Origin of the sequence: Bradyrhizobium sp. CB1717, from assembly GCF_029714325.1 — a bacterium.
GTDB lineage: Bacteria > Pseudomonadota > Alphaproteobacteria > Rhizobiales > Xanthobacteraceae > Bradyrhizobium.
Map to the genome: position 1 here is coordinate 1,442,514 of NZ_CP121666.1, position 14,710 is coordinate 1,457,223.

Here is a 14,710-nt window from a genome sequence, read left to right on the forward strand (position 1 = left end):
ATTCCGCCCTCTCCCCCCGCATCCGCCTTCGCTGAAGCTTCGGCGGACAAGAGCGGGGGGAGGCGAAGGAATAGGCCCTACAGCGTCTTCAGATACTCGATCAGGTCGTAGCGCTCTTGCTCTTTGAGCACGCGGCCGATGGTGCCGTCCTTGCCGGGGCCCGGCGTGCCGTCGAACGAGTGGCCGGCATTGCTGTTGCCGTACATGTCGGTGCCGTCAGACGCGCGCGTCGAGAAGCGCGACTGCCCGGTCTTGCAGCTCTCGCCGTCGGCGACCGCGAAGCCGACCTGCTTCGGATCGTAGTCGCGGCCACCACCCATGCAGAACGATTTGGGACGCTCGGATGCAGGGCTCAGCATCCAGTACAGCGAAGGCACCGATCCGTTGTGCAGGTAAGGTGCGGTGGCCCAGACGCCGTTGAGCGGGCGCGCGCGATACCAGGGCCCCGGCTCCTTCTTGTCGGGCGGCTGCGGTCCGGGATTCGGGCAGTTCTTGCGCTTGCCCCACCAGGCCTGCTGGACCTTCGGGTCGATCTTGGCATCGTCCATCGCCTTGCGGGCGACGATGTCGACGAGCACCATTAGGCCGATCGAGTAGGGCATGTCGGTCGACGAAATATCCGGCAGATTGCAGTTCCACCAGGCATTGAGATTCTGCGTGGGATCGAGCTTGAGAAAGCCCGGCACCTGAACCGTCCGCGTCGCCAGCACGCTGGCCTGAGCGAGGTCGGTCCCCATGCCCTTGGCGCTTTTCTGTACCTCGTTCAGGAATTTGTCGTCGCCGATGGTCTCCCAGCGTGACGAGGACCAGATGCTCTGGCTCGGAAATTCGGTGTCGAACACGGGATCGTTGACCGGACCGAGATGGCATTCGGTGCAGATCTCCGCATAGAGCTTGCGGCCGCGCTTGACGCGGTCGCCATCGATCTTCCAGGCATCATCACCGAAGATGTCCGACGGCCATCTCGGCGATGTCAGCCCGGAGAGCTGCTTTTTCGGATAGGGCGCCGATCCCTTCAGCAGATCCTCGATCCAGTTCAGATTCTTGATGTCCATCGACGAGCGGAACAGCGTGTCCTTGGGAGAGTTGTCGGACAAATTGAGCAGCGCGGTCACGCCCAGCGCTTCGCCGGCATTGCGGATCAGCGGCTGTTCGATGGACGCGTCGTATTGCGCGTATTTGAGCCAGGGCACGGTCCAGATCGGCGGGAAGCTGACCGGCGCGTCCTTGGCATGCAGATTCTTCTCGAAGCCGCTGAGGCCGCTGAGCGCCATGTCCTGGGAGAAGACCTGGTTGCCGATGCGGTTGAGCGCGTCGAGGCGGCCATAGCCTTCCTCGGTGTCCTGCTGCGGCTCGTCCCGCTTGGTCTTCTCGTTGAACCGCGTCTTGCCCTCGATGGTCTTGGCGTAGGTCTTCTCCCAGTCGACCAGGAACGTGCCGATCGCGCTCAGCTTCTGCTTCAGCGCATCGCGGTCCGCATCGCTGGCGGAGGGGCCGAGCACGCGATCGGCGAAGCGCGTGAAGCGGCCCGGCACGTAGAGCGTGTAGGCGATCGACAGGCCGGTCGTGACCTCGAGCTTCCTGAGGTCGGTCATCGCCGGGCCGCCGTCGAAGCGGATGTCGATGCCCTTGTAGTGGATCTGGCCGGTGTGGCAGGCGGCGCAGGTCAGGCCGATCCGGTCCTCGCCGACCTTGCCGGTCGCGGGATCGGGTACGCCGGTCATGCGCGCAAAGCCGACGGGCAGGCCGCCGACGTTCTCAGCCTGGGCACCCCAGTTGACCGGCGGATCCCAGAGCCGTGCCGGCACCGGCTTCGTCTTGTCGTAGACGTTGGCATAGCCGAACCGGCGCAGCGTGGCGTCGTCGGTGTTGATCGTCTGCGGGCTCGGGATGAAGCCGAAGCGCTGCAGATGGTCGCTGTCATGCAGCATCCCGGGCTTTGCGAAGAAATGAAGCCGCGGCTGCTCGAGCGCCATGAACCAGCTATAGGGCACCGGGAAGGTCGCGGTGCCCTGGCTGGTGTGATGAAACCAGTGCCGGTCCTCCAGCGCCCAGTTCTGCTCGAGCCAGTACGCGGCTCGCGGTTCGACCTGCGTAGGCAATGGCGGGGCCACGAGGTTCCCGAGGATGCCGGGCAGCATCGGCTGGAATTGATCGGGAAAGCGCAGCGCCACGATGCCAAAGACGAGGAGCGCGGCGAACAGTCCGCCGGCCGCGCGCAGTATCAGCGAGGGCGGCGTGACCGGCTGGCTGACGACCCGCTGGGTGATCCTGTCAGGGAATTTGCGCTCGTTGAACAACGTCCTCACCTCGGCCACGCTGAGATAGCGGTCATCACCCTGACCCTTGCCCATGATCTTGAGCAGGATCGGCCATTCGAACTTCATCAGGATGGGGTAGTACCAGCGTGCTTGCTTGCCGGCGCGCTTGAGGTTGTCCTTCATGAAGATCTGGATTTGCGAGGCGTTGAGGCCGGTCTCGGTGCCGCCATCGGGATCGGTATAGGTGCCGCCAAAACTGGCAAGCCGGGCGATCTCGTCCTCGTTGACGTGCCCGTCGACGCCGAGGATGCGGGAGCCGGCGCCGAGCTTGTCGAGCGGGCCGCCGCGCAAGCCATCGAGCTGTGCGCCCCAGAAGATGCTCTGCAGGATGTGACAGGCGCCGTTGGCGATCAGCGCGACGCCGCGGACCTGGATGCGGGCCGAGGTCTTCTTCAGCCCAGCCTCGCCGCTTGCATTCGCGATGGTCTGCGACAGCGTCCGGAGCGGGACGGTCCCGCCGTCGACGAAGCCTTCGCCGACGAGGCCGCGCAGGAATGGACAGGGATTGTTCGGCGAGACCTGGATCGAGGGGTCGAAGGGCGGCTTCGAAGAGCGGTCATGCATGGCCCAAAATCCTGAAAACAGCGAATCGCAAAAAAGACGCGCCGATCAAGCGCGGAAAGTCCTAACAAACCGACAGCAGACTATACTACTTCAGCGTGTGGTGAAGTGTGGCTGATTTCACTGTCCTGTCAACAACAGCGGGCGCGAGTCATTTGCCCCGAAGGGCGGGACCGCGGCCGGCCCGTCAGGACTCGGCGGCGCGTTTGACGTCGCTCTGGACCAGGGTCAGCTTGCCGAGCGGCACGCCGGCCTTCAGCAGTCCCTCGCGGTAATGGGCGAGATTCTCGGGCCGCTTCCAGTGGAAATTGCGCAGGTGACGGTCGACATTCAGGGTCGGGTAGTTCGTCATGAGCACTTTGATGGCCTCGTCGGCCTCGTCGGTCCGGCCGAGTTGCGCCAGCGCTGCGGCGCGGATCGCCAGCGCCTGCATGTGGTTCGGGTTGATGTAGAGCTGCTCGCGGGCCCATGACAGGGTCGCGTCATATTGTCTTAGGAGATAATGGCTGAAGGCGTTCAGCGCGGCCCATTGGTAGCGCGGGTCGCTGTTGTCGCGCTGCGAGGCCATCGAGAACAGCTCGATTGCCTCGCGATGCTCGCCGATGATGAAATGGCAGATGCCGAGTACCCCGCGCGCGCCGTTGTCGTAGGGGTTGAGCGCAACCGCACGCTTGGCGGCGTCCATCGCGGCCTCGTAATGACCTTCCATGCCATGAGCCCAGGACAGGATCGAGAACGCGAAGGAGGAGCGCGGGTCGAGCCGGACGCTGGTCTCGGCGAGATGCATCGCCTCGGCCCACATCTCCCGCGTGCCCTTGACCCAGCCGAACTGGATGCTCTGGATCTGGATCGTGGCAAGATAAGCATGCGCGATCGACAGCTTGGGATCGAGCCCAATGGCCTCCCGGAACAGGTCGACGGCGGCGGCCAGATCTTCCTTGGTCTGGCGGTAGTAATGCGACAGTCCCTTGAGGAAGCGGTCCCAGGCGGTCACGTCGGTCGAGAGCCGCGCCGGCGCCGAAGCTTCCGCGCGGACGATCTCGGTGGCGATGGCAGCGGACAGATTGGTGGTGATCTCGTCCTGCATCGCGAACAAATCGCCGATGTCGCGGTCGTAGCGGCCGGTCCAGAGCTGCTCGCCGGTCTCCGGCGCGATCAGCTCGGCGGTGACGCGGATCTTGGCGCCGGCGCGCCGCACCGAGCCCTGGATCAGATAGGTTGCGTCGATCTCGCGCGCGATCAGGCGCGTGCTCAAATTCTTGCCCTTGAACGCGAAGGTCGAGTTGCGGCTCAGCACGCGATAGAAGGATTGCAGCGAGAGCGCGTGGATCAGATCCTCGGTGAGGCCGTCGGAGAAATATTCGTCCTGGGCGTCGCTGAGATTGGCGAAGGGCAGCACGCCGACGATCGCGGTGCGGTACTGCTGCGAGAGGGCGGATGCTTCCCGCAGCTCGGGCGCGAGCGCCGGCGCGCCCTCGGGCATCCAGGTAAAGACCCCGACCGCATCCTTGATGTTCTTGAAGCGATGGTTGCCGGCATCGGTCAGCGGCACGGTGAGATGCTTGCACGCCTCCCGGTAGGCCTTGGCCGAGATGGCGAAGCCGCCGGGGCTCGCCACGGATTCGAGGCGGACGGCGATGTTGACATCGTCACCGAAGACCTCGTCCTCGTCGGCGATGACGTCGCCCATGTGGATGCCGAGCCGGAATTGCATGGTGCGCTCGGCCGGGAGATGGTGGTTGCGCTCCGCCATCACCGTCTGCATCGCGATCGCCGCCTCGGTGGCGCCGACGATGGAGGCGAACTCCAGCAGGAAGCCGTCGCCGGTGTTCTTCACGACGCGTCCGCCGTGATTGAGGATGATGGGGTGGATCGCGGCGCGATGGGCCTTGAAGGCGGCATGGGTGCCGGCTTCGTCGCTGCCCATCATGCGCGAATAGCCGGCGACATCGGCGCAGACGATGGCTGCCAGACGTCTTTCCATATCCCGGGAGCTCCAAGGGATCGAAGACCGGCCACGGCGTGGCAGTCGCCTCGAATCCTGCATTTCAAGAACCCTGCCTTTATAAAGCAGATGAGGCCGAGTGAAAGTATCAACCGCATTGCAAATTCGAAGTAAATCCTACGCAATCCCGGCGGTGGACGGGGCGGAGCCAACCGATTAAGCCCCCCTTTCAGGGCCGCAAGGCGGGTTGGGCGGGGGATTTTAGATGCTGGGCATTCACGAAATCTGGCTGTTCATCCTGTCGGGCATACTGCTCAACATCACGCCGGGGCCCGATAGCGTCTATGTGATCGGCCGCAGCATGCAGATGGGCTGGCGGGGCGGCGCCGCCGCCGCTTTTGGCATCAGTTGCGGCTGTTTTTTCCATGTCGCGGGCGCGGCGATCGGCCTTTCGGCCCTGCTGATGGCCTCCTCGACGGCGTTCTCTATCCTGAAGCTGGTTGGCGCGGCCTATCTGGTCGTGACCGGCCTTCAGATGCTGTGGTCGCGTCCGGCGCTGGCGTCGGCCATCGACGAGCCGGAGCGGAGCTCGCTGCGGCGGGTGTTCCTGCAAGGCGTCTTCACCAACGCGCTCAATCCCAAGGTCGCGCTGTTCTTCCTGGCCTTCCTGCCGCAATTCGTCGCAGCCGATGCGCCCCACAAGCCGCTCGCCTTCCTGACGCTCGGCCTGATCTTCATCTTTACGGGGACACTGTGGTGCCTGGTGCTTGCCGCGTTCGCGGCCAAGGCCGCCCACCGCCTGCGGAGCTCGGAGGGCGCGATCGCCTGGGTCAATCGCGCGCTCGGCGGCCTCTTCGTCTATCTCGGCATCCGCGTCGCCATGCTGGAGAGCCGGTAACTCGTTCGAGCGGATGATGGGAGCTGCGTAGGGTGGGCAAAGGCGCACTTGCGCCGTGCCCACCACCTCTCTCGGCCACACAAAATGCGTGGGCACGCTTCGCTTTGCCCACCCTACGTTCTGCCTTACGCGAACTCCTTCGCCAGCGCGCTGCCGGCCAGATAAAGCCCCAGCAAAATCATCGCGATCAAAAACCAGCGGCGGAACGCTTCGGCCGGCATCCGCGCCCGCACCGACTGGCCGATGAACATGCCGGCAAAGGCCATGGCAAGGCCCACGGCGCCGGGCACGGCATTGGCCGGCGTCAGCAATCCGCCGGCTGTGAGGTTGAAGGCGAGCGCCAGCGTCGCGGTCGTGAAGAACACGCCGAGCGCCTGCACCAGCTCGTCCTTCTCCATGCCGATCGCCTGCATGAACGGCATCGAGGGGATCACCTGCACGCCGGTTGAGGCCGAGATCACGCCGGTGATCACGCCGACCACGCCGCCGACCCATTTCTCGTTCTCGGGCGCGACCTGGAACTTGAATTTGCTGAGCCCGATGATCGCGTAGATCACTAGCAGGACGCCGAGCACGATCGTGCCGTAGCGCGCATGGGGGCCGGTCAGCGCGCCGGCATTGAGCCAGCAGCCGATCACGGTGCCGATCATCAGTGGCCACAGCCGCTTGAGGATGTCGCGCAAATACGGGCCGACAAAAGTCTGCCAGATGTTGGTGACGATGGCCGGCACGATCACGATGGCGATGGCGCGGCTCGGCGTCATGCTCACCGCGAGCAGGCCCATGGACACGGTCGGCAGGCCGAGCCCGATCACGCCCTTGACGAATCCGGCGGCCAGGAACACGGCGGCGATGACAATGAGAAGCGGGTCGATCATGCCGGCACATTGACCGATGCGGCGCCCGGGCACAATCTGAAGGTTACGGAGACAGCCTTCGTGTAGGACGAAGGCTAAGGAGAGGCCCGCCATGCGTTTCGATCTCGTCGATCTCCAGCTCTTCATTGCGGTCGCCGACCAGCGCAGCATCACGCGCGGCGCGGAGCGGTCGCACCTGGCGCTGGCCTCGGCCAGCGCGCGCATCAAGGGCCTGGAGGATGCGCTCGGCGTCGCGCTGCTCAAGCGCGGGCGCCGCGGCGTCGAGTTGACCGCGGCCGGCGAGAGTCTGCTCGACCATGCCCGGCTCGTGATCCACCAGGTCGACGCCATGCGCGGCGATCTCGCCGGCTTTGCCAGCGGCGTGCGCGCGAGCGTGCATTTCCTCGTCAACACCTCCGGCCTGTCGGAGCATCTGCCGAAGGCACTGGCCGGATTCCTGCACGAGCATCGCGATGTCGCCGTCGACATCGAGGAGCGCGAGAGCACCGACATCGCCGCCGCGATCACCGCCGGCGCCGCCGATCTCGGTTTCGCCGCCGAGCACGCGCTGCCCGACCATATCGAGCGGTTCGTGTTCAGCGAGGATCACCTGACATTGGTGACGTCGCGGCGCGGCCCGTTCGCCGGCCGCCGCCAGATCGATTTTCAGGAGACGGGCGCTTGCGACTTCGTCGGGCTCACCAGCGCCACCGCGCTGCAGATGCACATTTCGAAGCACGCCGCCCGGCTCGGCATGCGCCCGCATTACCGCGCGCGCCTGCGCGACTTCGACGCGATCTGCCAGATGGTCGCCGCCGATGTCGGCATTGCGCTGGTGCCGATATCCGCCGCGCGCCGCTGCGCCAGGCTGATGCCGCTCGCCATGGTCCGCCTGCGCGACGCCTGGGCCAACCGCAAGCTCGTGATCTGCGCGCGCAGCTTCAAGACGCTGCCAAGGCCGGCGAAGATGCTGGTGGAGCATCTGCGGGCAGAGGCGGTGTGAGCGTGCTGATGCGAGCCGACGCTGCAGCTGCGCACTCAGCTGCGCTCCCTCCCCCGCAAGGGGGGAGGGAACGCACCTGTAGCGTTGAGATAGGTCGGCTCTTAACCTCCGGGGGAAGACAAGACTACTTCGCCGTCTCCACCCCGGCGTCCTTGATCACCTTCGCCCACTTCTTGGTCTCATCGGCAATGAATGAGCGAAAATGCTCCGGCTCGTCGCCGACCAGCGTCGCGCCTTGCTGGCTAAGCTTCTCCTTCACCGCCGGATCCGCCATCGCCTTGGTCGCCAGTGCATGCAGCGCCGTGACGATCTCCTTCGGCGTGCCCTTCGGTGCCACCATGCCGTACCAGTTCTCGATGCGCAGATCAGCAAAGCCTGCTTCCGCCATGGTCGGCACCTCGGGCGCGGTCGGGGCGCGCTCGGCTGAGCCCATCGCGATCGGCCGCAGCGCACCCGCCTTGACCTGCGGCAGCAGCACCGGGAGATCGAGGAAGGTCATCTGCACCTGCTGGCCGAGCAGATCGTTCACCGCCGGCGCGGCGCCGCGATAGGGCACGTGCACGATGTCGATCTTCGCCGTCAGCTTGAACAATTCGCCGGCGAGATGCGGCAGGCTGCCGGGGCCGGAGGAGGCGAAGTTGAGCTTTCCGGGCTGCGCTTTCGCCAGCGCGATCAATTCGCCGATGTCCTTGGCGGGCACATTGGTGGCGACGACGAGCATTTCCGGCACGGTGGCAACCAGCGTCACCGGCGTGAGGTCGGTCTGGGTGTCGTAGGCGACCCGCTCCATGCTCGGGCTGATCGCGAGCGCGCCGGCCGAGGAGATCGCGATGGTGTAGCCATCGGGCGCGGCCTTGGAGACCGCGTCGGTGCCGAGCACGCCGCCCTGGCCGCCGCGATTGTCGATCAGCACCGGTTGTCCCGACAACTCCGACATGCGCTGGCCGATCACGCGGGCGATGATGTCGTTGGGGCCGCCGGCCGGGAACGGCACGATCAGCTTGATCGGTTTTGCGGGAAAGTTCTGCGCCGATGCCGCTGACGGCAGGAGCAGGGATAGTCCCAAGAACAATTCAACGAGCAGCCTGCGTGAGATGGTCATGCAAGCCCCCGCTCGCGTTTGTTATTGGTTGAGCAGCTTCAGCGCTTCTTCGTGAACTCTTGCGTCGCCGGCGGCGACGATGCGGCCGCCGCCCTGGGCCGGCTTGCCTTCCCAGGTGGTGACGACGCCGCCGGCGCCGGTCACGATCGGGATCAAGGCCGCGATGTCGTAGGGCTTCAGCTCGGTCTCGACCACGAGATCGACGTGGCCGGCCGCCAGCATGCAATAGGAGTAGCAGTCGCCGCCATAGCGCGAGAGCCGCGCGCCCTGCTCGATGCGGCCGAAGATGGCGCGGTCGCGCTCGTTCATCAGCAGCGGCGAAGTGGTGTAGGTCGTCGCTTCCGACAGCGAGGCGCAGCGGCGGACCTGGAGCCGGCGCTCGCCGGAGGGGCCCTTGTAATTGGCCGAGCCGTTGTCGCCGGAAAAACGCTCGCCGATGAAGGGCTGGTGCATCATGCCGTACACCGGCGAGCCCTTGTGCAGCAGCGCGATCAGCGTCCCCCAGATCGGGAAGCCGCCGATGAAGGATTTGGTGCCGTCGATGGGGTCGAGCACCCAGACATAGTCGGCGTCCTCGCGCTCATTGCCGAATTCCTCGCCGACGATGCCGTGCTGAGGGAAGCTCGCCTTGATCAGCCGCCGCATCACCGCCTCGGCGGCGCGGTCGGCCTCGGTGACGGGGTCGAAATCCTTGGTCTTGCTCTTGTCGTCGATGGACAGCGAGGTGCGGAAGAACGGCAGGATTGTTTCGCCGGAGGCGGTGGCGAGCCGTCCGATGAAGGCGGAGAAGTCGATCACCGTCACGGTGAGTTCCTCAAAACGAAAGTCAGTGTGAAGCTCGCTCCTGCCTAGCTCAATTCGCCTCCCGCGTGCAGCGCTGTCTTGATTTGCACCCTGGTATTTTGAATGCCGATGGCCTCTGCCTCATTCGAGTCATCTGCTGGCCAAATATCGATCACAGAGTTGAAAACTTAGTTCCGACCATGCCTTGTTCGTATGCAAATGACTATCAACCCATTGAAATTCCTTATCAAAGAAACTGAATCCAGGTTTCTCTTAAAGCAATTGAGCCATGTGCGTAGTGCATGGGAAACCGCTCAAAAGCCCTTGCACTTTGTGCGCCGCGGCCGCATATTGTTGCGGTGCGGTAGCGCTCTGCGTTACCGCTGCCCTCCTTGGGCGTTTCCTCCCTAGACTTGGGCCGCTTCTTCATTAGAAGCGGCCCTTTTTTCTTGGGGCCTCTGCTTTCATTTCAAAGCGCGCAGCAAGGCGAAGCGCAAATGCGTTCGCGCCCGATGCGCGCGCCGGACGCGCGAAGAAAAAGCTGTCGTCTATTCCGCCGCGGCCTGGAACGGGCCGAGATCGCCGAAGGGGATCGTGGTGGCCAGCACGTCGGCGAGCACCGCGAAGTCGGAGGCGACTTGCGCAAAGCGCGGGCTGCGCTCGCGTCGCCGCTCGTCCATGTAGATGGCGCGATTGAGCTCGAGCTGGACCGCGTGCAGGCCGCTGGCGGGATTGCCGTAATGCTCGGTGATGAAGCCGCCCGCATAGGGCTTGTTGCGGCCGATCGAATAGCCGAGCCCCGTCATGGTCTCCTCGACCCTGTCAGGGAGCAGCGGTGTGCAGCTGGTGCCGTAGCGGTCGCCGATCACGACGTCCGGCCGGCGCGGCTCGTCCCGGCTGACGCCGACCGAGGGCATCGAATGGCAGTCGACCAGCACCACGGTGCCGAACATCTGGTGCACCTTGTTGATCAGCCGGCGCAGCGCGCGATGATAGGGCTTGTACAGCGTCTCGATCCGCCCCAGCGCGTCGTCGACCAGGATGCGGTCGCGATAGATCTCCTGGCCGTCGCCGACCACGCGCGGAATGGTGCCGAGGCCGCCGGCGACCCGCATCGAGCGGGTGTTGGCGAAGCTCGGCAGGCGCCCGGTGAACATGCGGGGATCGAGCTCATAGGGCTCGCGGTTGACGTCGACATAGGAGCGCGGAAAGTTGACCCGCACGGTCGGAAAGCCGCGCGCGCTCAAATGGCCGATCAGCTCGTCCATGAACGAGTCTTCCGAGCGCCGCAGCGTCGGCAGGTCGATCCGCGATGCCGCCAGGAATTCGTCCGGATAGGTCGAGCCGGAATGGGGCGAGTTGAAGATGACAGGCGCGCGCCATTCGGCGGGCTCGAAGATCTCGAACGCTGGCGACATCTCGCCGTCAAACCGGGTCATCTTCTCAGGCTTCGTCCCTTACTCAGGCTTCGCCCCCTTGGCGCCGCACCACCCGGCATGGCCCCGGATCGAATGATTCGGCCGGTCGAGCGGCTCTTATGTGTCGTCATTGTCCGGAATCGCAACCATTCTGCCAAGCGAAAAGATGTGATGGACGCTGGAACATGTCTTAACCGTGCGGGCATCGGGGTGGGGACCGGCTGGTCCGGCTCGATTGATTCGGAGCCCGTTCGGGTCCACAAAGAGCAGGCAGCGCAGCCGGCCCATGGTAAAGATTTTCACCCCAAATTTACCCTCTGTCGGGCTAAGTGACCTCTGCTGATATCCTCTGGGGATTCGACGTTTCCTGCCATGCCAAAGATCCTGCTCGCCGAAGACGACAACGACATGCGCCGTTTCCTGGTCAAGGCGCTGGAAAACGCCGGTTTTCAGGTCTCGTCCCATGACAACGGCATGGCCGCCTATCAGCGGCTGCGGGAAGAGCCGTTCGAGATGCTGCTGACCGACATCGTGATGCCGGAAATGGACGGCATCGAGCTCGCCCGCCGGGCCTCGGAACTCGACCCCGACATCAAGATCATGTTCATCACCGGCTTTGCCGCGGTCGCCCTGAACTCGGATTCGGACGCCCCCAAGAACGCCAAGGTGCTGTCCAAGCCCGTGCATCTGCGCGAATTGGTCAGCGAAGTGAACAAGATGCTGGCGGCCTAAATCGGCCCCGTTCCGTCCTTGCGCCGGGTCCCCTGAGCCGTTATAGGGACCCCACCCGACGTAAGTGGACTATTAGGGCACGTAGCTCAGCGGGAGAGCACTACCTTGACATGGTAGGGGTCACAGGTTCGATCCCTGTCGTGCCCACCATCCTTCGCTCGCGGAGCGAGTGAAGGATGCCGAGCCGAAGCCCAAAGGGCGCAAGCGGGCTTGCTGCCGCGAGCTACAGCTCGGCGAGCCACCAAGAAACAATCTCGATGCGAAGCGTGTCCGGCGTAGCTCGAAGAGCGTAGACGGAGTGCTGCGTCATCCTCCGCTCCCCCCGGAACACGCCCGCCCACTCCGGCATTGTTCGGCCATGCCGAAGCGGCCCACAAAGACCTCCGTAAAAACCTTCAAGCGCGGCGACCACGTCAGCTGGAATTCCGAGGCCGGCCGGGTGCGCGGCCATGTCCTGCGCGTCCACACCAAGGACGTCGACTACAAGGGCTACACGCACCACGCCTCGCCCGATGATCCGCAATACGAGATCAAGAGCGACAAGACCGACCACGTCGCCCTGCACAAGGGCCGGGCACTGCGATTGCTGCGGAGCTGAAGCCGCAGCCCGGATGCTGCATCCCGCTACTTCAGTTCGGTATTCGCGATCGGCATGATCGAGGCAACCGACCAGCCGTTCGCGTCCCGGACATAGGTCTGGCTGATCAGGAACGTGTTCTGTTGCGGCGGCTTGCCGGGCAGGCCGCGCGTGAAGACGATCGGCACCAGGACCTGCATGACCTCGTTCGAGATCACGGCGACGTGGAATTTCGACATGTCGGGTTCGAGGTGCCAGGTGCCCTCGTAATAGGTCCTGAAGCGGTCGGCGACGGCATCGCGTCCTCGCGTCTCGATGTTTCTGGCAAACAGCAGCGTCGACGGCGAATTCCAGAGCAGGGCCTTCACATCGTCCGCGTTATGCGCATTCTGCGCGGTGATGAACCTCTCGAAGATGGCGCGTGCCTCCGCCTCGTTCTCTGCGGCCAGCGCGGGTGCGGCCGGCCAGAACGCCGCCGCGAGTAGGAATGCTGCGGCGATGGCCGCGAGAGGACGACGTCGCACCAATGGTCGTGGCCTGGCGCTATCTTGAGACATCCCGGGTCGGATCATGTTCACCTCTCGTCATTACCGGCATTTGAATGCTGGTCGTCATACCATCCGTGGACGCGGTGACGTTTCAGGATCGCACGATCGGCGGACGTCGTGACATCACGGACGCGTGGGCCTTCGGACGTCGTGTGGCAACCGCAAGCTCTCGCCGCCGGCATCAAGCTGCGCTATCATCCAATGCCTTCGTAGCCCGGATGGAGCGAAGCGCAATCCGGGGCAAGTGCATCCTGGCGACCGCGCTGTCCCGGATTACGCTTACGCTCCATCCGGGCTACGCCTCTCCCTTCGCGACGCGAGCCCGCCCATGACCGTGTCCGTCATCGAACAGGCAAAGATCCAGGCCCAGGTGCTGGTGCCGCTGGTCAAGGCATTGCAGGCCGAGCTCGGCGAGGCCCGCGCCAACGCGATCGTGCGCAAGGCGCTCGGCGATCTCTATCGCGGCTTCGGCGAGGAATTCTGGAAAGCCAAGAACGAGAGCAATCTCGGCAAGGCCGTGTCCTCGGCCTTCAGGACCTATGCCCGCGACGATGCGCTCGCCTATGACGTGATCGAAGAGACGGCGGACGCCTTTGCATTCGACGTGACGCGCTGCGCCTATGCCGAGTTCTACAAGGCGCTCGGCGAACCCGAGCTAGGCTTCCTCCTGATCTGCACCGCGGACTTCGCGACTGCGGACGGGTTCGGCTCCGACGTCAGGCTCACGCGCACGCAGACCATCATGCAGGGCGCGTCTTATTGCGACTTCCGTTATCGGCGCGACGGAGGTGGATCACAGTGAGAGGAAAGATGCGGACCAGCTGTCTTGCCGTGGCGGCGCTGGCGCTGATGGCGTCACGCGCCGACGCCGCGATCATCGACTGGCAGGCCGAGCTCCAGCGCTGCCGCGAGCTGCGCCAGAACGTGGCGCCGCTGCTGCAGGCCGGCGAGGGGATATCCGCCGTCGGCCGTTCCAACAGATCCGTCCGTCGCTGCATCTGGATCCAGCGCATGGCGGTGCGGAAGAAGATCCCGGGCGCGGAAGTGTGGTAGTGTTGCGGGCCATGCTGTCGCCCCACATTCCGTCATGGCGAGCGCAGCGAAGCAATCCAGAATCTTTCCGCGGGTAGCAGTCTGGATTGCTTCGCTGCGCTCGCAATGACGACGTGGAGGCAGCGACGCGTTCAAGTCGCGCCCTTGTTCCCGAGCAGCAGGCCTTTCAGCCCGGTCGGATAGAGGCTCGGCCCGCCATCCACGTCGAGATCGCGAAGGTCGAACCAGCGCGCGACGATCTCTTCTCCGTTATCCTCGCGGAAGTCGATGCGGTCCTGGCCGTTGAAGGCGTCCTCCGGAAACGCGACCTCGGCGATGAACATCACCTCGTGCCCGGTCGATCCCTCGTGCACGAAAATGTTCTCCAGCATCAAGGGCTCGCCCGTGATGATGACGTCGATGCCGAGCTCTTCGTTGAATTCCCGCACCAGCGCGGCCCGCCAGCTCTCGCCGAAGTCGATCGCGCCGCCGAGCGGACGCACGCCCTTGATCCGCCCCGCATCGTCGCGAACCTCGGCCGCCAGCAGCCGCCCGTCCCCAGTGCAGGCCGATCGCGACGACGCGGATGTGGGGATGAGGGCGCCATGTGGTCATGGGGGATCGTTAGTCCGCTTGTTGTCTCCGCGCAACGCGCGTGTTGATTTCCCTCCGTCATTGCGAGCGCAGCGAAGCAATCCAGAATCTCTCCGCGGTAGCGGTCTGGATTGCTTCGTCGCAAGTGCTCCTCGCAATGACGGTGGTGGAGAGTTGCGCAATCTCCAATGTCGTCCTGGCGAAAGCCAGGACCCATTACCCCAGGGAGCAGTTTTGCGAAGACTGTCCCGGCGCCGGTACCCGCACCGCCTCTCACCGATGGATCGCGCGGTATGGGTCCTGGCTTTCGCCAGGACGACGTCGGTACTTGCGGCGGGA

13 protein-coding genes, 1 tRNA gene and 1 pseudogene are annotated in these 14,710 nt (G+C 64.6%); 7 read left to right on the forward strand and 8 right to left on the reverse strand.

Translation table 11 applies throughout. The features are described 5' to 3' along the window. Positions 1 to 77: 77 nt before the first annotated feature. Entirely contained in the window at positions 78 to 2,885 is a 2,808-nt protein-coding gene (locus tag QA649_RS06805; protein WP_283023510.1) for a di-heme-cytochrome C peroxidase, read from the reverse strand. A gap of 184 nt (positions 2,886 to 3,069) precedes the next feature. Beyond that, positions 3,070 to 4,866 (reverse strand): tetratricopeptide repeat protein, encoded by a 1,797-nt coding sequence (locus QA649_RS06810; RefSeq protein WP_283023511.1) that lies wholly within the window; start codon positions 4,864 to 4,866, stop codon positions 3,070 to 3,072. Positions 4,867 to 5,092: 226 nt separating this feature from the next. Here QA649_RS06810 and QA649_RS06815 point away from each other — a divergent pair, with 226 nt between their 5' ends. Beyond that, complete coding sequence (locus tag QA649_RS06815; protein ID WP_283023512.1) at positions 5,093 to 5,725, forward strand: LysE family translocator; 633 nt, start codon at positions 5,093 to 5,095, stop codon at positions 5,723 to 5,725. 125 nt (positions 5,726 to 5,850) lie between these two features. Here QA649_RS06815 and QA649_RS06820 read toward each other — a convergent pair whose 3' ends face one another. Next, positions 5,851 to 6,603: a sulfite exporter TauE/SafE family protein gene (locus tag QA649_RS06820; RefSeq protein WP_283023513.1), complete on the reverse strand. Its 753-nt coding sequence runs from the start codon at positions 6,601 to 6,603 to the stop codon at positions 5,851 to 5,853. Positions 6,604 to 6,694: 91 nt separating this feature from the next. Here QA649_RS06820 and QA649_RS06825 point away from each other — a divergent pair, with 91 nt between their 5' ends. Further along, the gene (locus tag QA649_RS06825) at positions 6,695 to 7,585 is read left to right on the forward strand and encodes a LysR substrate-binding domain-containing protein (protein ID WP_283023514.1); all 891 of its coding nucleotides are present in this window, start codon (positions 6,695 to 6,697) and stop codon (positions 7,583 to 7,585) included. 124 nt (positions 7,586 to 7,709) lie between these two features. Here QA649_RS06825 and QA649_RS06830 read toward each other — a convergent pair whose 3' ends face one another. The 3 genes from QA649_RS06830 to QA649_RS06840 all read right to left on the reverse strand — a co-directional run bounded on the left by QA649_RS06830 (position 7,710) and on the right by QA649_RS06840 (position 10,909). Beyond that, on the reverse strand, positions 7,710 to 8,687 hold the full coding sequence (locus QA649_RS06830) for a tripartite tricarboxylate transporter substrate binding protein (protein WP_283023515.1): 978 nt from the start codon (positions 8,685 to 8,687) through the stop codon (positions 7,710 to 7,712). Positions 8,688 to 8,708: 21 nt separating this feature from the next. After that, entirely contained in the window at positions 8,709 to 9,491 is a 783-nt protein-coding gene (hisN, locus tag QA649_RS06835) for a histidinol-phosphatase (protein ID WP_211406168.1), read from the reverse strand. A 527-nt stretch (positions 9,492 to 10,018) separates the two neighbouring features. Further along, a complete protein-coding gene (locus QA649_RS06840; RefSeq protein ID WP_283023516.1) occupies positions 10,019 to 10,909 on the reverse strand; it encodes an N-formylglutamate amidohydrolase in 891 nt (296 codons plus the stop codon). A 351-nt stretch (positions 10,910 to 11,260) separates the two neighbouring features. Between QA649_RS06840 and QA649_RS06845 the strand changes: the two genes are divergently transcribed. From QA649_RS06845 to QA649_RS06855, 3 genes are all read left to right on the forward strand, one after another. Further along, entirely contained in the window at positions 11,261 to 11,620 is a 360-nt protein-coding gene (locus tag QA649_RS06845; RefSeq protein WP_007597092.1) for a cell cycle two-component system response regulator CpdR, read from the forward strand. A gap of 75 nt (positions 11,621 to 11,695) precedes the next feature. Further along, positions 11,696 to 11,770 (forward strand) — tRNA-Val (locus QA649_RS06850). Between the two features lie 208 nt (positions 11,771 to 11,978). Beyond that, positions 11,979 to 12,218 (forward strand): DUF2945 domain-containing protein, encoded by a 240-nt coding sequence (locus QA649_RS06855; RefSeq protein WP_283023517.1) that lies wholly within the window; start codon positions 11,979 to 11,981, stop codon positions 12,216 to 12,218. A 26-nt stretch (positions 12,219 to 12,244) separates the two neighbouring features. On the opposite strand, the gene QA649_RS06860 is transcribed toward QA649_RS06855, so the two are convergent. After that, positions 12,245 to 12,721 (reverse strand): DUF4440 domain-containing protein, encoded by a 477-nt coding sequence (locus QA649_RS06860; protein ID WP_283023518.1) that lies wholly within the window; start codon positions 12,719 to 12,721, stop codon positions 12,245 to 12,247. Between the two features lie 352 nt (positions 12,722 to 13,073). Here QA649_RS06860 and QA649_RS06865 point away from each other — a divergent pair, with 352 nt between their 5' ends. Together QA649_RS06865 and QA649_RS06870 are read left to right on the forward strand one after the other, a co-directional pair. Next, positions 13,074 to 13,547, forward strand: coding sequence for an L-2-amino-thiazoline-4-carboxylic acid hydrolase (locus QA649_RS06865; protein ID WP_283023519.1), 474 nt, complete (start codon positions 13,074 to 13,076; stop codon positions 13,545 to 13,547). Between the two features lie 8 nt (positions 13,548 to 13,555). Further along, on the forward strand, positions 13,556 to 13,798 hold the full coding sequence (locus QA649_RS06870) for a hypothetical protein (RefSeq protein WP_018648518.1): 243 nt from the start codon (positions 13,556 to 13,558) through the stop codon (positions 13,796 to 13,798). 131 nt (positions 13,799 to 13,929) lie between these two features. Here the strand turns inward: QA649_RS06870 and QA649_RS06875 are convergent. Next, positions 13,930 to 14,392: pseudogene (locus QA649_RS06875) on the reverse strand (NUDIX hydrolase). Positions 14,393 to 14,710: the final 318 nt, after the last annotated feature.